At 32.0% G+C, this 25247-nt stretch carries 18 protein-coding genes; 13 read left to right on the top strand and 5 right to left on the bottom strand.

Annotated elements, in window-relative coordinates; all coding sequences use genetic code 11:
• Positions 1 to 7: 7 nt before the first annotated feature.
• Positions 8 to 1243, bottom strand: a complete 1236-nt coding sequence (gene hemA, locus WHA43_RS12465; protein WP_105045058.1) for a glutamyl-tRNA reductase — start codon at positions 1241 to 1243, stop codon at positions 8 to 10.
• A gap of 204 nt (positions 1244 to 1447) precedes the next feature.
• On the opposite strand from hemA, the gene WHA43_RS12460 reads away from it, so the two are divergent.
• The 4 genes from WHA43_RS12460 (at position 1448) to WHA43_RS12445 (ending at position 4631) form a co-directional block, all read left to right on the top strand.
• Entirely contained in the window at positions 1448 to 2332 is an 885-nt protein-coding gene (locus WHA43_RS12460; protein ID WP_105045057.1) for a helix-turn-helix domain-containing protein, read from the top strand.
• 32 nt (positions 2333 to 2364) lie between these two features.
• Positions 2365 to 2901, top strand: coding sequence for a TrmH family RNA methyltransferase (locus WHA43_RS12455; RefSeq protein WP_105045056.1), 537 nt, complete (start codon positions 2365 to 2367; stop codon positions 2899 to 2901).
• A gap of 91 nt (positions 2902 to 2992) precedes the next feature.
• On the top strand, positions 2993 to 4009 hold the full coding sequence (gene hemH / locus WHA43_RS12450) for a ferrochelatase (protein ID WP_105045055.1): 1017 nt from the start codon (positions 2993 to 2995) through the stop codon (positions 4007 to 4009).
• Positions 4010 to 4076: 67 nt separating this feature from the next.
• Positions 4077 to 4631, top strand: coding sequence for a CopD family protein (locus tag WHA43_RS12445; RefSeq protein ID WP_105045054.1), 555 nt, complete (start codon positions 4077 to 4079; stop codon positions 4629 to 4631).
• A gap of 69 nt (positions 4632 to 4700) precedes the next feature.
• Here the strand turns inward: WHA43_RS12445 and recR are convergent, their stop codons facing one another.
• Entirely contained in the window at positions 4701 to 5318 is a 618-nt protein-coding gene (gene recR / locus WHA43_RS12440; protein ID WP_105045053.1) for a recombination mediator RecR, read from the bottom strand.
• 91 nt (positions 5319 to 5409) lie between these two features.
• Here recR and WHA43_RS12435 point away from each other — a divergent pair, with 91 nt between their 5' ends.
• From WHA43_RS12435 to WHA43_RS12405, 7 genes are all read left to right on the top strand, one after another.
• A complete protein-coding gene (locus tag WHA43_RS12435) occupies positions 5410 to 6846 on the top strand; it encodes a sodium:solute symporter (protein WP_105045052.1) in 1437 nt (478 codons plus the stop codon).
• Positions 6847 to 7105: 259 nt separating this feature from the next.
• Complete coding sequence (locus WHA43_RS12430; RefSeq protein ID WP_105045051.1) at positions 7106 to 7360, top strand: hypothetical protein; 255 nt, start codon at positions 7106 to 7108, stop codon at positions 7358 to 7360.
• Between the two features lie 117 nt (positions 7361 to 7477).
• Positions 7478 to 16204, top strand: coding sequence for an Ig-like domain-containing protein (locus WHA43_RS12425; RefSeq protein WP_340828325.1), 8727 nt, complete (start codon positions 7478 to 7480; stop codon positions 16202 to 16204).
• 124 nt (positions 16205 to 16328) lie between these two features.
• The gene (pdxH, locus tag WHA43_RS12420; RefSeq protein ID WP_105045050.1) at positions 16329 to 16976 is read left to right on the top strand and encodes a pyridoxamine 5'-phosphate oxidase; all 648 of its coding nucleotides are present in this window, start codon (positions 16329 to 16331) and stop codon (positions 16974 to 16976) included.
• A 34-nt stretch (positions 16977 to 17010) separates the two neighbouring features.
• A complete protein-coding gene (locus WHA43_RS12415; protein ID WP_105045049.1) occupies positions 17011 to 17499 on the top strand; it encodes a SixA phosphatase family protein in 489 nt (162 codons plus the stop codon).
• Between the two features lie 3 nt (positions 17500 to 17502).
• Complete coding sequence (locus WHA43_RS12410) at positions 17503 to 18399, top strand: Ppx/GppA phosphatase family protein (protein ID WP_105045048.1); 897 nt, start codon at positions 17503 to 17505, stop codon at positions 18397 to 18399.
• A gap of 94 nt (positions 18400 to 18493) precedes the next feature.
• Positions 18494 to 19594, top strand: coding sequence for an OmpA family protein (locus tag WHA43_RS12405; RefSeq protein WP_105045047.1), 1101 nt, complete (start codon positions 18494 to 18496; stop codon positions 19592 to 19594).
• Positions 19595 to 19635: 41 nt separating this feature from the next.
• Here WHA43_RS12405 and WHA43_RS12400 read toward each other — a convergent pair whose 3' ends face one another.
• Together WHA43_RS12400 and lpxK are read right to left on the bottom strand one after the other, a co-directional pair.
• A complete protein-coding gene (locus WHA43_RS12400) occupies positions 19636 to 20100 on the bottom strand; it encodes a thioredoxin family protein (RefSeq protein ID WP_105045046.1) in 465 nt (154 codons plus the stop codon).
• A gap of 72 nt (positions 20101 to 20172) precedes the next feature.
• On the bottom strand, positions 20173 to 21207 hold the full coding sequence (gene lpxK, locus WHA43_RS12395) for a tetraacyldisaccharide 4'-kinase (RefSeq protein WP_105045045.1): 1035 nt from the start codon (positions 21205 to 21207) through the stop codon (positions 20173 to 20175).
• A 161-nt stretch (positions 21208 to 21368) separates the two neighbouring features.
• Between lpxK and WHA43_RS12390 the strand changes: the two genes are divergently transcribed.
• Both WHA43_RS12390 and WHA43_RS12385 read left to right on the top strand, forming a co-directional pair.
• The gene (locus WHA43_RS12390) at positions 21369 to 22463 is read left to right on the top strand and encodes a Nif3-like dinuclear metal center hexameric protein (RefSeq protein ID WP_105045044.1); all 1095 of its coding nucleotides are present in this window, start codon (positions 21369 to 21371) and stop codon (positions 22461 to 22463) included.
• Between the two features lie 2 nt (positions 22464 to 22465).
• Entirely contained in the window at positions 22466 to 23230 is a 765-nt protein-coding gene (locus WHA43_RS12385) for a zinc ribbon domain-containing protein (RefSeq protein WP_105045043.1), read from the top strand.
• A gap of 60 nt (positions 23231 to 23290) precedes the next feature.
• On the opposite strand, the gene WHA43_RS12380 is transcribed toward WHA43_RS12385, so the two are convergent.
• The gene (locus WHA43_RS12380; protein ID WP_105045042.1) at positions 23291 to 25153 is read right to left on the bottom strand and encodes a DUF349 domain-containing protein; all 1863 of its coding nucleotides are present in this window, start codon (positions 25151 to 25153) and stop codon (positions 23291 to 23293) included.
• Positions 25154 to 25247: the final 94 nt, after the last annotated feature.

The following is a 25247-nucleotide window of genomic DNA, read 5'->3' as shown; positions in this document are numbered from 1 at the left end:
AATTATTTTAAGATTGAAATACTTTGTTGATCAATTGAATGCTTTGCGCAACAGAAATATCATCCTCTTTTAAATGTTTTACGAATTGAGTAGTAATTTTTTGGATAATTCGTGAAGTTAAAATTTCTGCCTGATTTTCGTCAAAATTAGGCAATTTCTTTTTTTGAAAGTTAATTTCGTCGTTTTTAATGGATTCCAAAGAATTTTTCAATGCAGTAATTGTTGGCGCCAATCTTCTGTGATTTTGCCAATCTGTAAATTCTTTGGTATGAGTTTCGATAATTGCCTCAGCTAAAGGAATTTCTTGCTGACGAATTGCCAAAGTTTCATCCGTAATTTTTGAAAGTTCATCAACATTTACCAACTGCACATCAGAATAGTCTTGTACATCTAAAGCCACATTTTCTGGCATCGATAAATCTAAAATCAATAATTTTTTATTTGGTGAAATATGATTTTTAGTAATTGTTGGTTTTTCAGCTCCTGTTGAAACGATTAAAACATCGGCTTTTTCGATTTCTAAAGACAAATTTTCGATAGTTGCTGTTCTGATGGATGAAAAATCTTTAACGAATTCAGTTGCCTTTTCTTCAGTTCTGTTAATCAAACAAACATCGTTGATATCTGTATACTCTGTTAAGTTTTTACAAGTATGTTTTCCCATTTTGCCCAAACCAAAAACCAAGATGTTTTTAGAATTGTAATCTGGTAAATTTTTAGTGATGTATTTTACAGCAGCATACGAAACTGAGGTTGTGCCTGAGCTTAACATGGTTTCATTTTTCACTTTTTTACTGGCTTGCAATACACTATTCATCAATCGCTCAACATAAGCGTTTGTAGTTTTCATCTTTTTTGCCAACTTGAAAGCTTGTCTTAATTGACCAACTATTTCATAGTCGCCCAAAATCTGACTCTCTAAACCTGTACCAATTCTGAATAATTGATTTATTGCTTCTTGGTTTTTATAAACATTAGAAAACTTTGCAAATTCTTGAATAGAACCTTCTGTAAATTCGCACAACAATTCGATTAATTGACATGGACGTTCAGCAAAACCGGTAATTTCTGTTCTATTGCAAGTTGAAAGCACAAATATCCCTTCAAAACCTCTTTGATTTGCAAGCTTTAATAACGCAATCTGATTTTCTTTTGATAAAGAAAATTTGCCACGAATAGCAGCGTCTGCTTTTTTGTAGCTGACACCTATATTGTAAAAATGCTGTTGTTTACTCTCTTGCATATTTTCTAAAAAACGCACAAAAATAAAAAGTTCATTCAGAAAAAAGTGTCGCGGAAAGTACTTTTAATAACGTTGGATGTTTTTTAGGAAAATTTTATAATTTAAACCCTTGTAAATCCATATTTTTGCAAGTAAATCAGGTATTTTGAATTAATTAATATAGAATGATTCTAAATAAAAGAAATCTGAAAAACAAAATTTGATATGTTTAAAAATGTCGGTGAAAGTACCATTGAAGAAATAAATTTAGAGAACGGATTTTACGTACTTCATTTTCAAAACGAAAGCTCTGAAAAACAAACCTTTGAGAGAGATATCAAAAGTACTTTCATACAAATGCACTTTTGTTTACGAGGAAATTCAAAATTTCTTTTTAACAACAGCTCCTATTCTTTTGATGTGTTGGATAATCGTTGTATTTTATTGTACAATCCTCAAAGAACATTGCCAATTAATTTAGAAATTCAGCCAAAAACAACTTTAATTTCGCTTTTAATTTCTATTGAAAAATTTCATTCGTTATTTTCAAAAGAATCAGGATACATTACTTTTTTGAGCAATGAAAATAGCAATAAAAAATATTATGATGATGCAGAAATAAAACCAACTGTTGCCATTGTTTTGCAGCAAATCATCAATTCTAATATCAATAGTTCTATCAGAGAATTGTATGTAAAGGGGAAAATTTATGAATTATTGAGTTTGCATTTTCAAAAAGATGAAGCTTCTATGGGTGAATACTGTCCGTTTTTGGTGGATGAACAAAATGTTTTAAAAATCAGAAAAGCAAAAGAAATCATCATTTCAAGAATGTCAGAACCACCTAGTTTACAAGAACTTGCAAATGAAATTGGTTTGAATTTAAAAAAATTAAAAGAAGGTTTCAAACAAATTTACGGAGATACAGTGTATAGTTTTTTGTTTGATTACAAAATGGAACACGCTCGAAAATTATTGGAAAGCAATCAATACAATGTTAATGAAGTGGGTTTGCAAGTTGGGTATAGCACAGCAAGTCATTTTATTGCTGCTTTCAGAAAAAAGTTTGGAACAACACCAAAAAAGTATGTAATGAGTTTTCAAAGTTAGACTTTAGAAGTTAGATATAAGAAGTATATAAAATGACACAACTCTCTCACAACGAACGTAAAAACAAGCAGCAAAAATTTCCAATTCATATTTTGTGTGATGCCATTAGAACTCCCGAAAACATTGGAATGTGTTTTAGAGTGGCAGAAAGTTTTGGTGTAGAAAAAATGTATTTACACGAAAGTTCTCCATTTATTGAAAATAGAAAAGTGGTAAAAACTGCCAGAAATACCATCAATCAAATTGAATGTGAATTTTATAGTGATTTTGATGAAAAAATAACGACTCTCAAACAACTTGGTTACACTATTATTGGCATAGAAATAACTGATAAAAGCATCGAAATTCAAGATTTTGATTTCAAAAATTTGAAGAAAATCGCATTAATTTTGGGCAGTGAACGCAATGGAATTTCAAATTCTAGTTTGGCAGATGCAACTATTGAAATTCCTATGTATGGAAGAAATTCGAGCATGAATGTGATTCACAGTTTGGCAATTACGTTGTATGAAATTACGAATCAAATTGCCCATCCTAACCTTCCCAAAGGGAAGGAATTAAACGGTTAAAAAAAATTATAAATAAAATTCTACTATTTCAGAATAAAAAAAAGGATTTCATCCTTTAAACTTTAAACTTTTAAACTTTTAAACCTTACTAATGAAAGGAATATTATTAAACAATTTAGGTTCACCAGATTCAACAAAAATTAAGGATGTTAAAACCTATTTGGATGAATTTTTAATGGACGAACGCGTTATTGACATTGATTATTGGAAACGTTATTTGTTGATTAAAGGAATCATTTTAAACTTCCGTCCAAAAAAATCAGCAAAAGCTTACAAAAAAATCTGGTGGGATGAAGGTTCACCTTTAGTTGTTATTTCTGAGAGATTTACTGAAAAAATCAAACAAAAAATAGATATTCCTGTTGAACTTGCCATGCGTTATGGAAGTATGAGCATGGAAAAAGGCATCAAAAATTTGGTTGATCAAGGTGTTACAGAAATCTTTTTAGTGCCTTTGTATCCTCATTATGCCATGTCATCTTATGAAACTGTGGTTGTAAAAGCAGAAGAAATTATTGCTGAAAAATATCCAAATGTAATTTTGGATGTGTTGCCACCATTTTATAACAAACCTGATTATATCAAAGCAATGAGTGATAATATTGCAAATCATTTGAAAGATTTTGAATACGATCATGTGCTGTTTTCATACCATGGAATTCCTGAACGTCATATTAAAAAATCGGATCCAACAAAAAGTCATTGCAAATTAGATGGTTCTTGTTGCGAACGAAATTCGGTAGCACATCACACTTGTTACAGACATCAATGTTTTGAAACTACAAAAGCAATTGCCAAAGAATTAGGCTTAAATGAAACAAATCATAGTAATTCTTTTCAATCAAGATTACTAAAAGATCCTTGGTTAAAACCCTATACAGATTTTGAATTGGAAAAATTTCCTGAATTAGGTAAAAAGAAATTAGCGGTTGTTACACCTGCATTTGTATCTGATTGTTTAGAAACTTTGGAGGAAATTGCAATGGAAGGAAAAGAGGAATTTTTAGAAGCTGGAGGAACAGATTATAAACACATTCCTTGTATGAACGACAATGATGATTGGGTTGATGTGATGGTTTCTTGGATTAATGATTGGAAAAGCAAGTAATTTTTAGTTTGAAACATTGCATCTCTGTAACTTTGTCTCTTTGTAACTTTTAAACTAATTTTACAAAATGGATTTTTTATACATAAAAGCACTTCACGTAATTTTTGTAATCACTTGGTTTGCAGGTTTATTTTATATTGTTCGCTTGTTTATTTATCAAGTAGAAGCTGAGGACAAAACAGAACCTGCTAAATATATTTTACAAAATCAATACAAATTGATGAGTAAAAGATTGTGGTACATAATCACTTGGCCTTCTGCTATTTTAGCGAGTATTTTTGCTTTTTGGATGTTATTTCAAAATCCATATTACCTTTCAGAACCTTGGATGTTGGTAAAACTATCTTTTGTTTTTGCCTTGTATTTGTATCATTATTCTTGTCAAAAAATATACAGTCAATTGCAAAAAGATATTATTAAATATTCCGCTTTCAAACTCCGAATTTGGAATGAAGTTGCTACCATAATTCTTTTTGCAGTTGTTTTTTTAGTGACCTTAAAAAGCGCTATCAATTGGATTTGGGGAGTTGCAGGAATCTTCGTTTTTGGAATTGTTTTGATGCTTAACATCAAATTATATAAAAGAATTCGAGAAAAAAATTCGTGGGAAAAAGAAAAATAGTTTTCAGTTATTAATTTTGAGTTTTTAGTGAATATCCAAAACTAAAAACTTAACATTCAACACTTAAAACTATCCTCTAATACTTTGCTCAAAAGGAATTCTATGTACAATACTTCTTCCTAAAGTAATTTCATCAGCATATTCCAATTCATCACCAACAGAAATTCCTCTTGCAATCGTAGAAATTTTGATATTGAATTTTTCTATTTGTTTGAAGATGTAAAAATTGGTAGTATCACCTTCCATAGTTGAACTTAGTGCAAAAATCAATTCTTTCACTTCTTCATTTGCAACTTTTTTTATCAAAGAATCAATTTTTAAATTTTGAGGTCCAATTCCTTCAATAGGTGAAATTTTACCTCCTAAAACGTGATACAATCCATTGAATTGTGACGTGCTTTCAATCGCCATAACATCTCTAATATCTTCTACAACACAAATAATTTCTGAATTTCTTTTAGGATTATTGCAAATCGCACACAAAACAGTATCTGAAATATTATGGCATTTTTCGCAATTTTTCATATCATTTCTAAGATGCAATAACGCTTCAGATAGATAAGCCGTATTTTCTTTGGGCTGTTTCAATAAATGCAGCACCAAACGCAATGCAGTTCGCTTACCAATTCCTGGCAAACGCGACATTTCATTGACAGCATTTTCTAATAATTTTGACGAAAAATCCATAGAGTGCAAAATTACAATTTCAATTGAGATTTTTAGCTATATAAATATTAAAAACTATATTCGTATCACAATTCGTAATTCATAATTTTCAATGAATCCAATACACATCATTCTTTTAATTTTCGGATATTTTTCAGTATTGATTCTGATTTCCTATTTCACAGGAAAATCTGCTAACAATGCTACTTTTTTCAAAGCAAACAATGCTTCACCTTGGTATTTAGTCGCCTTTGGTATGATTGGAGCATCACTTTCAGGAGTCACTTTTATTTCTGTACCAGGTTGGGTTGAAGCGCAAAGCATGAGTTATATGCAAATGGTTTTGGGATACATTGTTGGTTATGCAGTAATTGGATTGGTGTTATTACCTTTATATTATCGACTAAATTTAACATCCATTTACACCTATTTACAAAGTCGTTTTGGAGAGTATTCTTACAAAACGGGTGCAAGTTTTTTCCTACTTTCTAGGACCATTGGCGCTTCATTTCGATTGTTTTTAGTCGCAAATGTGTTGCAAATTATTTTGTTTGATGCATTGGGAGTTCCTTTTTGGATAACAGTTTGTATTACCATTTTATTAATTTGGATTTATACTTTTAAAGGAGGTATTAAAACGATAGTTTGGACAGATACTTTGCAAACATTATTCATGTTAATTGCAGTCGGAATTTGTATTTATACAATTGCAGATGAATTAGAAATCAGCAATATTTTTAGCTATGTTGCAGAAAGTAACTACGCTAAAATTTTCTTTTTTGAGGATATAAAAGCAAGTAATTTCTTTTGGAAACAGTTTTTAGCAGGAGCATTTGTAGCAATTGTAATGACAGGTTTAGATCAAGATATGATGCAAAAAAACCTAACATGCAGAAACTTGAAAGATGCTCAAAAAAATATGTTTTGGTTTACGATTGTACTAGTTATTGTGAATTTTTTCTTTTTGGCATTAGGGATTTTATTAACAGATTTTGCTCAAAAAAATGGCATTGATGCTCACAAAGACGGTTTATTTCCAATGGTTGCAACCTCAGGAATTTTAGGATTTACAACAGCTGTTTTTTTTATTTTAGGATTGATTGCTGCTGCTTATTCGAGTGCAGATTCTGCATTGACAGCCTTGACAACTTCTTTCAGTATAGATATATTAGAAATTGACAAAAAGAAAAATCAATCAGAACAAGAAAACATCCGAAAAAAAATACATATCCTGTTTTCAATTATCCTCATTTTAACAATTTTAATATTCAAATATTTTATAGCTGATGAAAGTGTAATTGCTAAAATATTTACGTTTGCGAATTATACTTATGGTCCACTATTAGGATTGTATGCATTTGGTTTATTCACTAAATATGCTGTAAAAGACAAATTAGTTCCTGCCATATGTTTAATTTCGCCAGTATTAACTTATTTTACAAATACTATTTTTTTGGAAATTATGAATTTTGATTTTGGTTTTGCTTTGTTAATCTTAAATGGATTTTACACGTTTCTAGGATTGTATCTCATTAAATCAAAAAAATAATTTTTCTAGTCAACTTATACATAAAATATATCATTTCAGAACATTAGATAAAATATTTTTTCTTTTTTTATGTAAATATTGAAAATTGTTTGTATGTTTGTATGTTCTTAATCCCTTAATATTTAAGGCTTTAAAAAAAGTTCTATTTTTGAGAATATTTTTCTCAAAAAAAACCATTGTGATTCCCTCGCTTTAAGGTTTTTTAAACCTTACTAGCTCACAATTTATTTTGTTAAATTAGTTAGTAAAAAAGAATAATATGACAGTTACCCCTACAAAACGTCTTATTATCTTGATTTTGGGAATTACAACAAACCTAAGTCTAGGTAATATGCCTTCAGCATCTGCAAGAAATGCAGAAACAAACAGTAATATAACTTTATTGTCTAATAATATTGAATTTGATAAACTTAATTTATCAAACGTAACTTTCAATGTTCAAAACTATCAAAATTTCAGTTGCGAATATATAATCGAAATTTCAAAAAAAGAAACTAGTTATTTGTCAATTTAGCACCATTATTTGTAGTGCTAAATTTTCATCCTGTAATTCCCCAATTTAAAAAGTAAAAATCAATCAAACAATCTTTTATAAAGGTTGAACAAAAAATGAACCCTTAAAAAAATGAGTATGAAATCAAAATTACACAAAAGCTTAATAGCCCTTTTGTTTGTTACCTATTCGCAATTTATTACAGGAAATAGCTTATTTGTGACAAAAAATAGCTTAGGTTATGAAGAATCTTCTTCTTTTTGGAATAAACACGAATCAAATTGGGATAATATTGAAAAATTCAATCAAGATTCATTTTGGAAAAAATCATCAAAAAATCTTAAAAATAAATTCGAAGATACTTTTGTCAATGAGTTGATTCCAACTGGTTCATTAGTAATCCCAATGGATAACACACTACAATCAAGTGGTGGTGTTTTCAATTTAAAAGCCTATGGTTTGGCTGTGAGATTATTACATGCAGGAATTCCTTTAAAATGGGCTATAAAATCAGGAAAAGCAAAAGATGCTATTGATTTTACTGCGAATGCAAAACGTGTTTCACCAAGCGCTTTATCTTCAGCTAGTAGAAATTTTCTTTCAGGTCCATTAATCATTGATGCTGCCAATAAAACTGCTGCTATGACAATCATTACCAATTTTGGAAATGGTGTAAATGTATATGAATTAACTGAAGATAAAACAGTTGAAATAAAACACACATTAACACATAAACCAAAAGCTGCGGTTTTAGATAATGGAGGAAATGCAAATATCCACACAGCAATATACGCAAACGCTGGTTTAATTTATGGAACTCATTATGTTGAAGATGATGCTTCAAATATCAATGGAAATTCATGTTATACTTTTGTAAGTGAACCTCACACAAAACCAAGTGACATCAATACAACTTTGGTTAACAATATAAAAACATTCTTAAATAGTGGAGGAAACTTTTTAGGACAATGTGAGGGTGTTGAAGCCTATTCTAACTCATCAAATGGTTCACTTTTAGCTACTTTTTCAAGCAAACCAGATATTGATGGCAATATTATTTATGACAATGCTGACGAACCATTTATTCAAATTCATGGAGCTTTAAATGATGAAGGGGGCTCTGTAGAATCTTTTAAATTTACATCAAATCCAGGCCTAAGAGTTGCTTACGATAGTGATGATGGAGGTAACTACAAAGCCTATGTTGGTAAATTAGCTTCATCAGGGGCAAGTGTTGGAGGTTATGTACATTATTTAGCAGGGCATAGTTATAGTTATAACAGTACAGAAGTAAATGGATTAAGAATGTTATTAAATGCATTTTTAAGACCTTCTGACAAGGTTTTAGGAGCAGAAAACAATACACCCTCAACAAATATTACTGAAAATGAAACCAAAACGTTGGTTGGCTCTCCTGCTGGCGGAACTTGGTCTATAGTTTCTGGAGGTGGTACAATCTCTGGCAATACTTATACACCTGCAAACATATCCTCAAATACAAGTGTAACTATAAGATATACCATACCTAATGGTGCTGGTTGTTCTCCTAGTTTTGCAAATGTTACTTTTACTGTAACTCCAGTGAATGAATGTGATCCTATTGCCTCTGGAAATTTAGATACTGATGGAGATGGTATTTCTGATATTTGTGATTTAGATGATGATAATGATGGAATTTTAGATACAGATGAAGGTGGAGGATGCGATAACTCAACCTATGACATAAATATACTAGGTAATTTTGGTGTAAAATCAATAAGCAATTCTGATGATGGAACTTACAATACCACTCTTTCAGGAACAAATTACACTGTTGATTTTAATGAAAGTGGAGGAACAAGCATTTCAACACAAAATCTAAGCGGATCAAATCAACAAGGGCCAATATTTAAGTTTAATGGAGGGTCTGATGATTACGGCTTTATAGATATTTCTTTTAATAATTCAATTGAAAAAGCAAATTTCAAACTTACAGATTTAGATGAAGAAGAAGAACTGACAGTACTCGTTTATGATGAAAATAATAACATCATCAATTTAGGTGGAGGCCAATACACTACAAAAGGTTCTCAAGTTTCACAAAACGGAAATGTTTTTAATTCCATAAATCCTGTAAATGTTGATGGAGATTCAAAATCTAGTGATAATGTAGGTTCAATTTTATTTGACTTTAGTGGAAAACTTGTAAAAAGAATAAAAGTTTCTATTGTTCATGACAGAGGATCATCAATAAGATTTACTCAAATTGGTGGAGTTAGTTGTGCTACAACTGATACAGACAAAGACGGAATAATTGATAGTCTTGACAATGATTCCGATAACGATGGTTGCCCAGATGCAATCGAAGGAAGTGCTAATATTTCATCTTCAAATTTAGATGTAAATAACAGAATTACAGGTGGTGTAAATGCAAATGGAATTCCTACCCTTGCTGCAGTTAATGCTACTACAGGTCAAGCTACAAATACATCTGTAACCACTGCTGAACAAATTACGATTTCTTCACCTCCAGCAAATCAAACAGTAAATGTTGGTGCAAATAGCACATTTTCTGTAACTGCAACAGCTGTAAAAACTACATCTTATAACTCTGGAACACCAAATTATAACACTCCTCCAGGGATTGTTTCTACAAATTCTTTAACATACAAATGGCTTAAAAATTCTGCCCCAAATACAACAATTTCAACATCTAACTCATTAAATCTAAATAGTGTTTCGGTTGCAAATGCTGGAAACTATACTGTTCAGATTTTTGGAGCAAATAATTCATGTTTTGAAGAGAGAACAGTTACTTTAACAGTGAATGACTTGCCTACTGCTGTCAATGATACTGCAAACGTGAATGAGGATTCTGCAAATACTTCTATTCCTGTCCTAGTGAATGATTCTTTTGGTGGGGATGGTCCGAATGTGGGTAGCATTGCTGTGCCTTCTGGTTCTTCTGCTAATGGTGGAACTGTGGTTGTGAATGATAATGGAACGCCTAATGATCCTACTGATGATACCATCTTATACTCGCCTGCTGCTAACTTTAATGGGGTGGATACTTTTGATTATACCATCACTGATGCTAATGGGGATACGTCTACAGCTACTGTAACTGTAACTGTAGCTCCTGTGAATGACTTGCCTACTGCTGTCAATGATACTGCAAACGTGAATGAGGATTCTGCAAATACTTCTATTCCTGTCCTAGTAAATGACTCTTTTGGTGGAGATGGTCCGAATGTGGGTAGCATTGCTATACCTTCTGGTTCTTCTGCTAATGGTGGAACTGTGGTTGTGAATGATAACGGAACGCCTAATGATCCTACAGATGATACCATCTTATACTCGCCTGCTGCTAACTTTAATGGGGTGGATACTTTTGATTATACCATCACTGATGCTAATGGGGATACGTCTACAGCTACTGTAACTGTTACTGTGGCTCCTGTGAATGACTTGCCTACTGCTGTCAATGATACTGCAAACGTGAATGAGGATTCTGCAAATACTTCTATTCCTGTCCTAGTAAATGACTCTTTTGGTGGAGATGGTCCGAATGTGGGTAGCATTGCTATACCTTCTGGTTCTTCTGCTAATGGTGGAACTGTGGTTGTGAATGATAACGGAACGCCTAATGATCCTACAGATGATACCATCTTATACTCGCCTGCTGCTAACTTTAATGGGGTGGATACTTTTGATTATACCATCACTGATGCTAATGGGGATACGTCTACAGCTACTGTAACTGTTACTGTGGCTCCTGTGAATGACTTGCCTACTGCTGTCAATGATACTGCAAACGTGAATGAGGATTCTGCAAATACTTCTATTCCTGTCCTAGTAAATGACTCTTTTGGTGGAGATGGTCCGAATGTGGGTAGCATTGCTATACCTTCTGGTTCTTCTGCTAATGGTGGAACTGTGGTTGTGAATGATAATGGAACGCCTAATGATCCTACTGATGATACCATCTTATACTCGCCTGCTGCTAACTTTAATGGGGTGGATACTTTTGATTATACCATCACTGATGCTAATGGGGATACGTCTACAGCTACTGTAACTGTTACTGTGGCTCCTGTGAATGACTTGCCTACTGCTGTCAATGATACTGCAAACGTGAATGAGGATTCTGCAAATACTTCTATTCCTGTCCTAGTAAATGACTCTTTTGGTGGAGATGGTCCGAATGTGGGTAGCATTGCTATACCTTCTGGTTCTTCTGCTAATGGTGGAACTGTGGTTGTGAATGATAACGGAACGCCTAATGATCCTACAGATGATACCATCTTATACTCGCCTGCTGCTAACTTTAATGGGGTGGATACTTTTGATTATACCATCACTGATGCTAATGGGGATACGTCTACAGCTACTGTAACTGTTACTGTGGCTCCTGTGAATGACTTGCCTACTGCTGTCAATGATACTGCAAACGTGAATGAGGATTCTGCAAATACTTCTATTCCTGTCCTAGTAAATGACTCTTTTGGTGGAGATGGTCCGAATGTGGGTAGCATTGCTATACCTTCTGGTTCTTCTGCTAATGGTGGAACTGTGGTTGTGAATGATAACGGAACGCCTAATGATCCTACAGATGATACCATCTTATACTCGCCTGCTGCTAACTTTAATGGGGTGGATACTTTTGATTATACCATCACTGATGCTAATGGGGATACGTCTACAGCTACTGTAACTGTTACTGTGGCTCCTGTGAATGACTTGCCTACTGCTGTCAATGATACTGCAAACGTGAATGAGGATTCTGCAAATACTTCTATTCCTGTCCTAGTAAATGACTCTTTTGGTGGAGATGGTCCGAATGTGGGTAGCATTGCTATACCTTCTGGTTCTTCTGCTAATGGTGGAACTGTGGTTGTGAATGATAATGGAACGCCTAATGATCCTACTGATGATACCATCTTATACTCGCCTGCTGCTAACTTTAATGGGGTGGATACTTTTGATTATACCATCACTGATGCTAATGGGGATACGTCTACAGCTACTGTAACTGTAACTGTAGCTCCTGTGAATGACTTGCCTACTGCTGTCAATGATACTGCAAACGTGAATGAGGATTCTGCAAATACTTCTATTCCTGTCCTAGTAAATGACTCTTTTGGTGGAGATGGTCCGAATGTGGGTAGCATTGCTATACCTTCTGGTTCTTCTGCTAATGGTGGAACTGTGGTTGTGAATGATAACGGAACGCCTAATGATCCTACAGATGATACCATCTTATACTCGCCTGCTGCTAACTTTAATGGGGTGGATACTTTTGATTATACCATCACTGATGCTAATGGGGATACGTCTACAGCTACTGTAACTGTAACTGTAAATCCAACAGTTGATGTTGTTGATGATGTAGCTTCAACAAATGAAAATACACCTGTTGTAATTAATGTGATTGCAAATGATAATGATGTTCCGTCAATAGGTACAATTGTTATAAACACTCCTCCTACTAATGGAATTGTTGTCATTACCGATCCAAATAATACGCCAAATAATCCAAATGATGATGTAGTAACTTATACACCAAATCCTAATTATAGTGGTCCAGATTCATTTGAATATACTGTTTGTGATGCAAATAGCATTTGTGATACAGCTGTTGTGAATATTACAGTAATTCCATCTGGAATCCCTTATTCACCAATTGCTCCTGCAAATTGCTTCAATGTATTCATTGAAAACAATGTAACTGTTGCTGGTGGAAGTACTAATGGTAGCTTGGCTATGGGTGGTGATTTAATTATCAATGGAAACTATAGCGTTGCTGCACAAGATTGTGGTTGTTTTGATGTAAATGGTGTGAATATTGGTTTATTAGTTAATGGAAATGTAAACTATACTCATAATGGAACTCCAACTCCAGCAGTAGTAACTGTTGCTGGTGCAAATCAATATGTAAAAATTGGTGATGCAAATGGATCTCTTACTTGGTATAAAGATGAATTGAATGCGCCTGCACCAATTAAAATTACACCTGATGCAACTTATGGAAATTCAACATACATCCAATTAACAGGTACTAGTCCTAGTTTGGGTGTTGATGCGAATAATAATCCTGTATTTGAATCAAATGTATTTGATTTTGGAAGTGCTTTCCAACAATTGAAAACGAACTCTTTGGATATGTCAGGATTTGCAAATACTGCTCAATTAACTGATAATGCTAACCAAGCAATTTCAAATGTTGGTTTACCTTCAACTGTAAAAATCAATTTACAAAACGGATTAAACTACTTGAATGTAACTGGTATTGATTTGAATAATGTAAATTCATTCATATTCAATCAAACTCCTGATGTTGATAAAATTTTAGTAATCAATATTGATGCTGATGGAACTTTTAATTGGGATGTTTGGGCACAAACTAATATTGCTCTTGCTGACAGTCCTTATGTAATTTACAATTTTTTCAATACAGATGATTTGAATATCGAAGGTAGTGAAGCTGTTTTCGGAACCGTTTTAGCTCCTTTTGCAAACATCACAAAAACGGTAAACAATGCTGAAATTAATGGTCAATTGATTGGAAAATCGTTAGTTTATGAGGCTGGAGTTACAAATTGTGCAAACTTTGCTCCACAATTAAATGCAAAAAACAATGGTGGAACGCCTCCAACTGCTGAATTTACAGTGGATAATAGTTCATCATGTTTAGAAGGAAATGAGTTTGTATTCTCAAATACCTCAAACACTGGTTTGGATAATCAACCTTTACATCCAATAACTTATCTATGGGAATTTGGTGATGGTACAACAAGCAGCTTTATGAATCCAAGTAAATCCTATAGTGGTTACGGATCATATAATGTGAAACTTACAGCAACCAATACTTTTGGTTCAAGTTCTCAAACAATACAAGTTGTTGTTACTCAGCCAATCAATCATCCTGTTATCACTCAAAGTGTTACTGATGTTGGCAATGGTTCAATCACAAGAGAATTCACCATTACCAATGCTGCTTATTTTGACAGCTTTGAATGGTCTTTGGATGGTGGTGTAACTATGGTTCAGCAAAACCAAAATCCGGCCGTGTTCACTTTTGATACTGCTGGAACTTACACTGTTTCTGTTTTCGGAACTAAAGATGGTTGTTCTAGAGCTCTTGATATTTCGGTTTCTGTAGCTTCTGCCGAAGTTACCACTGGTAATGCGGGTGGTGTAGAATCTGAAAGTTTAGGTGATGCCATTTCTAAAATTTATGTAAATCGTAAGAAAAATAGCATTCCTACTGAGTTTGTAAAATCTGAAGAGAATCTTTACAACAAAGCAAAACTAAAACAAGCTCAACCTTATCAAGGTAAAGGTCAAACCATGTTAGACATGTTCCCAACTCAATTAGTTGCTGGAAACATTGCAAACGTTACCTCTCCTACCGATATTTTAGATTACACTATTGCTGATGAAGTACTCTCTGTGGATTTCTCTGTTGATGGAAAAACCAAAGGGGTTGTATTGGGTATCAAAACTTCTGATAAAGTCTATAACCACACCAAAGCTTCTTGTGATAGATTACGTGGTGCAGAAATCTTGACAGTTCAGTCTGTTCAATTAGAAGGGTACAACTTCTTGATGCAAGCCATCAAACAACGAAGTGGTGTTGTAGAGCATGCTATTTCTTTCGCTGTTGCTAAAAACAACAATGATGACAATTACAGCATTCAAACAAATTGGTATGTGAATCATTACACTAAGTTTAATGACATGTACAACTTCCAAGTGTGGGCTACAAATCCTGAGGATACTCAAAAATTAGTGAAAGATATTTTAGCAAACTTACAATCATTCATTCCTGTGACTCAAAACGAAAAACACAGAATGCCTAGAACCTATGCTGCAAAAGTATCGAGAGTGGCCAATCATTTAGTATTAAAATTGAAAAGTGACAAAGGTACAATTGGTGGTGAAATTGAAATGGAAGAAAAATATTCTGAAACTGCTGGAAACGTAAAACAACGTTACAATCCTATCAATGCTAAAGCTGAACAAACTGTGTTGATTGACATCAAAGATGCTTATGAATATGATGGTTTGATCAAAGTAAATGGTCAAATTGAAGATGCCTTCTATCATGCTGATGGTAACTGGGGATTGGATTTCGATTCAAAATACACCAAAATTGAGCGTCATCAAATCACCAATAATTTTGACAGAATTTACAACGAAGATGAATTAGCAATCAACAGAAATGTGGAAATCAAAGCGACTAGTGATTACGATTACTTAACCATCTACAAATCTTTATTGCCTGGAACATTATCTGATGATTATACTCAATACAAATACTTAGCATTTACTGCTAAAGGTAGTGGTTTGATTGAATTAGGTTTGATCAAAGCTTCTATCGAAGATTGGAAACAGCAATACAGAGTGATGGTTGATTTATCAAAAGAAGAGCAAACGTATTATGTGCCTTTTGATATTTACACATCAACTGGTACTCAAGATAAGATTGTGGCTGATGATTTAACAACATTAACCTTCACATTCTTGCCTGTAGAAGCTCAAACCAAAGATTTGGATTTGACAATTTCGAATGTGAAATTTGTGAAAATGGCTGGCTCTGATGGTATCACTGTTGAAAAACAAGAGGTTTTTGAAAACGAATTGATGGCGTATCCAAATCCATCAAAAGGGAATGTAAACCTTATGTTATTCAGTAAAACGGATACCAATGCTACCATTACTTTGACGGATGTTACTGGAAAAACAATTCACAAATCAACTACCGATTTAACTATTGGTAAAAATGAATTGGAATTCAACTTTAATGTAAAAGCAGGTATTTATTTACTTAAAGTGTCTAGTAGTGAAGCTACGTATGGTACTACCAAAATTATTTTTAGATAATTAATCTTAATTTTAAAACAAAAAAAGACTGCCCAAATTGGGCAGTCTTTTTTTTTGATTTTTTTATTAAAAAACAATTACTATTCCTAAAAACGTGTTTATTTTTACATTTTAATCAAAAGGAATGTCAAAAGACTTAAGTAATTATAGAAAATCATACGAAAAACTGGAACTTCTAGAAGAAAATTGTCCAGAAAATCCAATGGAATTATTCCAAACTTGGTTCATCAATGCTGATAATTCTGATACTGTTGAAGAAACAAATGCCATGACTATTGCCACAATTGGCGCTGATGGATTTCCGAAAAGTAGGGTTGTTTTACTCAAAAAATACACTTGGGAGGGTTTTATTTTCTACACAAATTATAATTCAGAAAAAGGAAAAGCGATACTAAATAACAGCAATGTTTGCTTATCATTTTTCTGGCCAGCTTTAGAACAACAAATTATCATCAAAGGAAATGCAGAAAAATTGGCCGAAAACTTATCAGATGGTTATTTTGATTCAAGACCAGATGGAAGTAAATTAGGAGCGTGGGCATCAAACCAAAGTTCTGTAGTGTCATCTAGAAAAGAATTGGACGAAAGTTTAACTACTTTTGAAAAAAAATTCGGAAATTCCGAAATTCCAAGACCTCAACATTGGGGAGGATTTTTAATCAAACCAATTTCAATAGAATTTTGGCAAGGAAGACCTAACAGAATGCATGATAGAATAAGATACACATTATTAGAAGATTTTTCTTGGAAAATTGAAAGATTAGCACCATAAATTTTATATTTACAGCATCAACAATCAAACTTTAATGAAAACTTTATTTATTGTTAGACACGCAAAATCTTCTTGGGACTATAAAGGTATTGATGATATTGACCGTCCTTTGAAAAAAAGTGGAATCAAAGACGCTTATTTAATGTCGAAATTTTTAGCTGGAGAAATTGAAAGACCTGGAATATTCATTTCAAGTAGCGCAAATAGAGCACTGCATACGGCACTAATTTTCTGTGAAAATTTCCAATATCCAATATCTGGATTGGTAAAAAGCCGCCAGTTATATAGTTTTAGCGATGGTTATCTGGTAAAAACCGTGAAAGCTTTGGATGATGGATATAGCTCTGCAATTATTTTTAGTCACGATCATGGAATCAATACTTTTGTAAATAAATTTGGGGATATTCCTATTGCGCATGTTCCAACTTGTGGAGTAATTGGAATCCAATTCCAAGATAAACATTGGAAAGATGTTAAAAAAGGTAAAACAATCATGACTGAATTTCCGAAAAACCATAGATAAGCGTTGATAGAAATAAAAAAATACGGAGCAATAGATATTGGATCAAATGCCATTAGGCTTTTGGTATCCAACGTTATTGTTCAAGAAGGCAAAGAAACTCAATTTAAAAAATCAGCTTTGATTCGGGTTCCAATTCGATTAGGAGCAGATGCTTTTGTAAGCGGTATCATCAGTGAAGAAAATGTTTCACGAATGATTGATGCTATGGAAGCATTTAAATTATTGATGAAAGTTCATAAAGTAGAACGTTTTAAAGCCTGTGCAACATCGGCCATGAGAGAGGCTTTTAATGGCGAAGAAGTCATCAAAAAAATATTTGAAAAAACAGGCGTAAAAATTTCAATTATTGGTGGTAAAGAAGAAGCTGCAATCATAGCTTCAACCGATTTAAAAGAATTGATCAAAGGCACAAACTCTTATTTATATGTTGATGTTGGTGGTGGTAGTACAGAATTCACTGTTTTTTCTGAAGGAAAAATGGTTACTTCGAAATCATTCAACATGGGAACTGTAAGGTTATTGAACAATTCAAAAGCCGAAAACAAAGAAATCTTTGAAAATGTTGAACGCTGGATTAAAAAGAACACCAAAGATTTAAAACGGATTTCACTTATTGGTTCTGGTGGAAACATCAATAAACTCTTTAAAATGTCAGGGAGAATGGAAGGTAAACCCATTTCATTTGTTTATTTAAATGCGCAATACCAGTTTTTAAAACAAATGTCTTATCAAGACAGAATTTCTGAACTTAGTTTGAATCCTGATAGAGCTGACGTAATTATTCCTGCTACCAAAATTTATCTCTCTGCAATGAAGTGGAGTGGAGCTACAAAAATTTACGTTCCTAAAATTGGACTTTCTGATGGAATCATCAAAAGTTTATTTTACGAAACCCTATAATTTACAGAATTTCATTCAGTTTTATAAATGTTTTTAGTACATTTGACCCTATATTTATCTCAAAATAAATGTACATTTTAACGATTTAAGTAATATGAAAAAAATACTTTTTACAACTGTTTTTTTATGTTTGGGAGCAGTTGCTTTTGGTCAAGATTTACCTGAAAATCCAGAGCCAGGAAAATGCTATGTAAGATGTAAAACCCCTGATATTTGGAAAACTGAATCAGTTCAAGTACCAGTTTCACCCGAGTATAAAAAAATAATCACCTATCCTGCAGAATATAAAACAATTACTGAACAAGTTTTAATAAAAGAAGCTGGTGAAGAAATCATAGTTGTTCCTGCTGTTTGGGGAACTCAAGAGGTTACCTATTTTGAAAAAGAAGATGGTACTAAAATTGAAGTTAAAAACGCTGTTTTTAACCAAGGCTTTGAAACTGTTGAAGTGAGAGGAGCTACTGCAACTTGGCAAATGAGCGAAAAATTACCTGATTGTGAATCAGATAATCCTGATGACTGTAGATATTGGTGTTACAAACCAGTTCCTGCTGAATTTAAAACCATGCCAGTTGAAAAATTAGTAAGTGATGCAAGTATCGTAAAAGTTCCTATTCCAGGAGTGAGAAAAACATACAAGAGAAAAGTAATGGTTCAAAAACCAACAACTACAACTGTTCAAACTGCTCCTGAATATTTAACAATTACTAAAACTGTTTTAGTAAGAGATGCAAGAACTGAAGAAGTTACTGTACCTGCAATTTATCAATCTGTAAGCAAACAAATTTTGGTTAAAAAAGGCGGATTAACAACTTGGAAACCTGTAGATTGCGAATTAATTGACAACACTCCATTACCAATCAATTGGGATTTTTCTAGTGCTGAGTTGAATGAAGGTGCAAAAACAATCATCGATGCAAGATTATTACCAATCTTAAAAACAGGTGTAGCAGTTTTCATTGAATCTCATACGGATATGAGAGGTACTAAAAAGGAAAATCAAGATTTATCTGATAGAAGAGCAAAAGCGGTGCTAGATTACTTAATTTCTAAAGGTATTAATTCTAGTCAATTATTTGCAAAAGGTTTTGGAGAATCTAAATTATTGAATAAATGTTCTGATAATGTGGTTTGTACAGAAGCTGAACATGCTGTAAATAGAAGAACAACTTTTAGAGTAGTAAATCAGAATTAATTTTGATTCAAGCATAAAAAAGAGGCAATCGCCTCTTTTTTTTATGACTTATAATTTTTAATCTCCTCTTCAAGAAAAGGAAAATAATACTCTGTTAAAATGTATCCTTTTTTTTCTGCCAAGACATTTCCTTTATGATCAACTATTAAAATCGTTGGAAAAGATTTGACTTTAAACCTACTTTTCAAGTAATAATTATCGCTAATTTTATCAACAGAGAGCAAATCCATTTTTCTTGGAATATCAACTTCTAAAAGCACTAAACTTTTTTCTGACAATTCTTTAAAACGTTGAGAAGCAAACAATTCTGCATCTAAAACTTTACATGGTTCGCACCAATCTGATCCTTTAAAATAAATTAAAATTGGCTTTTTTTCTTTCTTTGAAATTTGTAAAGCCATATCATAAGAAGCTACCCAATTTAAATGACGCTTAATAGTATCTTGAGCAAGAAAACTTTTTGAAAAAACAACTATGAACAAAATGGAGAAAAGACTATTTTTCATTTCAAAAATATTTACTTCAAAAGTATCAAAAATAATACCAATAAAAAGAGTTGATTCAAATGAAATTTAAATTTAATTGTTCTCAGAATATTGATTGATATGATTGATCAATAAATTATCAAAAACCCTTTGTTGATTTCCTAAAAAAGTGGTTTCAATCTCTAAATAATTGAGATTTTTTAAATCATTATTTAAACGAACAAAGTCTTTTTCAGTAGTTAGAATAATCTTATTCAATCCTTTTAAGTCCTCAAATTTTGATTTAATAAGTTCAATATCTTTAGTTGAAAAATGATGATGGTCTGGAAAATTTAAATGCTGAAAATTAATTTTTCTATCTTTTAAAAATCGAATTAATGAACTTGGATTCGCAATTCCTGTTACTAATAAAACTTCAAAATTTGATAAATCTGCTAACAAAATTTCAGTAAAACCTTTTAGTGTTTTCGCATATGAAATGGTAGTAAAAAAGATTGGTTTCTGATATTTTTTCAATTTATTTTTAATGACATTTTGTTGCTCAACGCTTAAATTCTCTGGACATTTGGTGATAATAATCGCATTTGCTCTTTGAGCTCCCCTTCTACTTTCTCTTAAATTTCCAGTCGGAATTAAAAAATCATCAACAAACAAGTCATCAAATTTTGTTAGTAAAATATTCAGACTTCCTTTTACTTTTCTGTGCTGAAATGCATCATCTAATAGCACAATATCTGCATTAGATTGCGCTAATATTTTTTGTATTCCTGAAACCCTTTGTTCATCAACTGCAACAAAAATATCTGGAAATTTTTTAGTAAATTGCAAAGGTTCATCTCCAACTTCAGTGGCTGAATGTGAATTTGAAACTTTCAAAAATCCTTTTGTTTTTCGCTTATACCCTCTGCTTAAAACTGCAATTTGAAACTTATTTTTTAGCAGACGGATAAGATATTCGATTTGAGGAGTTTTTCCTGTTCCGCCAACTGAAAGATTTCCAACAACAATCACAGGAATTGTGAATGAATTTTGTTTAAAAATGTTGGTGTCAAACAAAAAATTACGAAATGTGGTCACCAAATCATAAATGATGGCAAATGGAAATAATAAAAATCGTAGTAATTTCATATGTGTAAAACTTAATTTTTAGCGGTCACATATGCAATCGCAAATTCATCTTTGGTATTTGTTTCAAAAATCTTTGTAAAAGCGATTTCATGAATACGAAAATAACGCATTTTTGTGGATTGATAAACAGAAAATAGTAACTTTGATTTTTATTGAAAATAATGAAAGTAAAAGAAATAACATCCATTTTAGAAGAAATTGCTCCTTTACAATATGCCGAAGATTTTGATAATGTTGGATTACTAGTAGGAAAAAATGATACAGAAGTTACAGGGGTTTTAGTGACTCTTGATACGCTTGAAGTTACAATAGATGAAGCTATTGAAAAAAATTGCAACCTCATTATTAGTTTTCACCCCATAATTTTTAGTGGTTTAAAAAAATTAAATGGCTCAAATTATGTAGAACGGGTTGTCATCAAAGCAATCGAAAATAAAATTGCCATTTATGCAATTCATTCAGCTTTGGATAACAGTTTTGAGGGAGTTTCTGCGAAAATATCTGCCATTTTGGGACTAAAAAATACTCAAATTTTAATTCCAAAAAAGAATATTTTAAAAAGGCTTACAACCTATGTTCCAATAAAAAATGCAGATGAAGTTCGAAATGCACTTTTTTTAGCTGGAGCTGGTAATATTGGCAATTATGATGCGTGTTCATTTTCTGTTTCTGGCGAAGGAACATTTCGTGGTAATGAAAATTCGAATCCAACTTTAGGAGAAAAAGGCGTTTTACAAACCGAAAAAGAAATTCAGATTTCTGTCATTTTCGAATTGAAAAATCAAGTTCAAATAATGACTGCTTTGAGAGAAAATCATCCGTATGAAGAAATAGCTTATGAGATTATTTCTGTTGAAAATAGCTATCAGAATGTTGGAATGGGAATGATTGGTGAATTACCTTCATCACAAAATGAACAAGAATTTTTGGAGTTTCTAAAACAAACAATGAAAACAGATTGTATAAAACATTCCGCATTACGTAACAAACAAATTAAAAAAGTAGCTGTTTTAGGTGGATCAGGAAGTTTTGCCATTGAAGCTGCAAAAAAAGCTGGTGCTGACGTTTTTATAAGTGCTGATTTTAAATATCATGACTTTTTTAAAGCCGAAAATAGCATCTTATTGGCTGATATTGGACATTATGAAAGTGAGCAGTTTACAAAAAACTTGATTGTTGACTTTCTTACGAAAAAAATTACTAATTTTGCAATCATTTTATCAGAAAAAAGAACAAATCCAATATATTACCTATAAACATGAAAGAAGTTTCGGTTGAAGAAAAATTAAGAGCGTTGTATGACTTGCAACTTATTGACTCAAGAATTGATGAAATTAGAAGCGTAAGAGGTGAATTGCCTTTAGAAGTGGAAGATTTAGAAAATGAAGTTGCTGGTTTAAAAACAAGAATTTCTAATATGGAGCAAGAAATTGCGAATTTAGAAACCGACATCAACAATAAAAAATTGGTTATTGATGAAGCAAAATCGTTGACAAAAAAATACGAGGAGCAACAAAAAAAAGTTAGAAACAACAGGGAATTTGATTCTTTATCCAAAGAAATCGAATACCAAGCTTTAGAAACTGAGTTGGCTGAAAAAAGAATTAATGAGTTCAAAGCAAAAATTGCTCAAAAAAACGAAATCATTAATAACACCAAAGAAAAATTAGCAAAACAAGAATCTCATTTAGCGCACAAAAAAGCAGAATTAGATGCTATTTTAAAAGAAACAGAGAAAGACGAAAAATTATTATTAGAAAAATCTGAAGAATTTTCGAAAGTAATTGACGAACACCTTTTAACAGCTTATAAAAGAATTCGCAGTAAAGTGAAAAATGGGTTGGCTGTTGTTGCTTTAGAACGCGGTGCTTCTGGTGGATCTTATTTCACTATTCCACCTCAAGTTCAGTTAGATATTGCTAACAGAAAAAAAATCACAATTGATGAACATAGTGGAAGAATTTTAGTTGATCCTGCTTTAGCTGCTGAAGAAAAAGAAAAGATTGACAAAATAATGGCGTAAACCAAAACTTATATTCAATAAAAAACTCGAAGAAATTAACTTCGAGTTTTTTTTATGTTTTTAGTAATCTAATTTCTTAATATATTCAAGTTTTTCTTTCCAAAGAGTTAATTCATCTTTGAACTCATTCACTTGTTTTTTAACATTTAAAACTAAAGGATTGTTTTTATTGGAAATAGAGAAAAAACTTAAATTATTTTCTAATTGTTGAATTTCTCTGACAATTTCATCAATCTTTTTTCTAACAAATAGTTGTTCTCCATCCAATTTTTTATAATCGTTATTTTCAAAATAAGAATCTACTAAATTTTTAAACTTTAAGAAACCAACTTCATTTTTATCCAAAGAAAGATTGTCTAAAGTTGCATCAATTAATTTGTTGAATTTACTGTCTAAATGACGAGAATTCTTGGGCAATCTTCCTAAATCTTGCCATTCGTTCATTGCTTCGAAAACCTCTTCTTTTTTGAATTTTTCCTTAGTTTTCAGAGATTCTAAAAATTCCATTTTTTTATCAACAATTACTTGTTGATCTTTACTTACCGCATTTTTTTGTTGATGAAATCTATTGAAATAATAGTTGCAAGCTGCTTTGAATCGTTTCCAAATGTCATCAGAAAATTTACGAGGAACGTGACCAATTTTTTTCCAATCTGACTGAATTTTTTTCATTGCATTGGTTGCCATTTCCCAATCTTCACTATCTTTTAGTGATTCAGCCATTTCAATCAAAGCCATTTTTTTCTGCAAATTTTCTAGCTGTTCTGACTTTTCTTCTTTGTAAAATTTATTTTTCGCAGCATTGAATTTTTTAGTGGCTTTTTTAAATTTTTGCCAAACTTCATCACTTTTGGCATAAGGAAGTTTGCCAATATCAAAATATTTTTTGCGCAAAGCTTCTAGCTCATCAATACTTTTTTGCCAGTCATTGTGAGTAGTATTTTTAGAAATATCCAACGCATTGATTTCTGCGATTACAAGCATTTTTTGGTCAATCATCTCATCATATTTAGATTGAATTTCTTTAAAATACTCGTGTCTTTTATCGTGAATTTTTTTAGTAGCATCACTAAATTTTTGCCAAACCTCTTCTCTTACATCTCTTGCAACAGGACCAATATCTTCTTTCCAAATTTTATGCAATTCTTGCAATTGTTTTGCTGCAAAATTGATATCTTTTTCGTTAGCTAACGCTTCAGCTTTTTCAATAATTTTAATCTTTTCATCTAAATTATGCTTAAAATCTAAGTCTCTAAAATCGTTACTCAAATGTAATAAATCATAAAAACGCTCTACATGATGCTGATAGGTTTTCCAAGTGTCATTGTATGTCGATTTTGGAACACCACCAATTGAATTCCACTTTTCTTGAATTGCCTTAAAATTTTTATACATAGTTGAAACCTCAGCTTCATCAATTAAGGTTTTTAACTCTTCTATAACTTCAAGACGCTTCTCTAAATTTTCATTTAATTTCTTTTCAATGCTTGCATAATGCGCTTCTCTTTTAACTCTGTAGTCAGATAAAAGCTTATTAAATTCAGATTTTGAAGGATGTGTAAACTGAAAATCTATAGATTCTCCACCTTCTTCTAAAAATGCTTGTTTTTTTTCAGCTAATAAATCACCGAACTTTTCATTAAAAGCATTTTTAATTTGATCAACAGATGATTTAATTTGTTGAATTGGATTATTATCAATCAATTTTTTTAAAGAAACAACCAACTCTTCTATTGAAAGTTCAGAAAAATCTTCTAAAACTTGCTCATTTTCATTGTCATGATCTTCATCTTCAGTTGTTGAATGATTATCTGAAGTCTCCTCTACTTTTTCATTAATCAATTGATTTTCAGATGATGAAGAGTCAACTTCATTCAATTCATCTTCAATTTTACGGGAATTATCCTTATTGTTTTCTAACATATCTACGATGTTTAATGGTCTTAATACGATACTATAATCATATTGTCAACAAAAATAAGGACAACTTACATACTTTACAAGATTTCTCTATAAG

Origin of the sequence: Polaribacter gangjinensis (assembly GCF_038024125.1) — a bacterium.
GTDB lineage: Bacteria > Bacteroidota > Bacteroidia > Flavobacteriales > Flavobacteriaceae > Polaribacter > Polaribacter gangjinensis.
The sequence above is the reverse complement of the archived record's forward strand: the minus strand, read 5'-3'. Positions and strand labels throughout refer to the sequence as shown.

Bases quoted from the DNA above. Each gene is read 5' to 3' on its own strand.
- hemA (WP_105045058.1), bottom strand. From the start codon at position 1,243: ATGCAAGAGAGTAAACAACAGCATTTTTACAATATAGGTGTCAGCTAC.
- WHA43_RS12460 (WP_105045057.1), top strand. From the start codon at position 1,448: ATGTTTAAAAATGTCGGTGAAAGTACCATTGAAGAAATAAATTTAGAG.
- WHA43_RS12455 (WP_105045056.1), top strand. From the start codon at position 2,365: ATGACACAACTCTCTCACAACGAACGTAAAAACAAGCAGCAAAAATTT.
- hemH (WP_105045055.1), top strand. From the start codon at position 2,993: ATGAAAGGAATATTATTAAACAATTTAGGTTCACCAGATTCAACAAAA.
- WHA43_RS12445 (WP_105045054.1), top strand. From the start codon at position 4,077: ATGGATTTTTTATACATAAAAGCACTTCACGTAATTTTTGTAATCACT.
- recR (WP_105045053.1), bottom strand. From the start codon at position 5,318: ATGGATTTTTCGTCAAAATTATTAGAAAATGCTGTCAATGAAATGTCG.
- WHA43_RS12435 (WP_105045052.1), top strand. From the start codon at position 5,410: ATGAATCCAATACACATCATTCTTTTAATTTTCGGATATTTTTCAGTA.
- WHA43_RS12430 (WP_105045051.1), top strand. From the start codon at position 7,106: ATGACAGTTACCCCTACAAAACGTCTTATTATCTTGATTTTGGGAATT.
- WHA43_RS12425 (WP_340828325.1), top strand. From the start codon at position 7,478: ATGAAATCAAAATTACACAAAAGCTTAATAGCCCTTTTGTTTGTTACC.
- pdxH (WP_105045050.1), top strand. From the start codon at position 16,329: ATGTCAAAAGACTTAAGTAATTATAGAAAATCATACGAAAAACTGGAA.
- WHA43_RS12415 (WP_105045049.1), top strand. From the start codon at position 17,011: ATGAAAACTTTATTTATTGTTAGACACGCAAAATCTTCTTGGGACTAT.
- WHA43_RS12405 (WP_105045047.1), top strand. From the start codon at position 18,494: ATGAAAAAAATACTTTTTACAACTGTTTTTTTATGTTTGGGAGCAGTT.
- WHA43_RS12400 (WP_105045046.1), bottom strand. From the start codon at position 20,100: ATGAAAAATAGTCTTTTCTCCATTTTGTTCATAGTTGTTTTTTCAAAA.
- lpxK (WP_105045045.1), bottom strand. From the start codon at position 21,207: ATGAAATTACTACGATTTTTATTATTTCCATTTGCCATCATTTATGAT.
- WHA43_RS12390 (WP_105045044.1), top strand. From the start codon at position 21,369: ATGAAAGTAAAAGAAATAACATCCATTTTAGAAGAAATTGCTCCTTTA.
- WHA43_RS12385 (WP_105045043.1), top strand. From the start codon at position 22,466: ATGAAAGAAGTTTCGGTTGAAGAAAAATTAAGAGCGTTGTATGACTTG.
- WHA43_RS12380 (WP_105045042.1), bottom strand. From the start codon at position 25,153: ATGTTAGAAAACAATAAGGATAATTCCCGTAAAATTGAAGATGAATTG.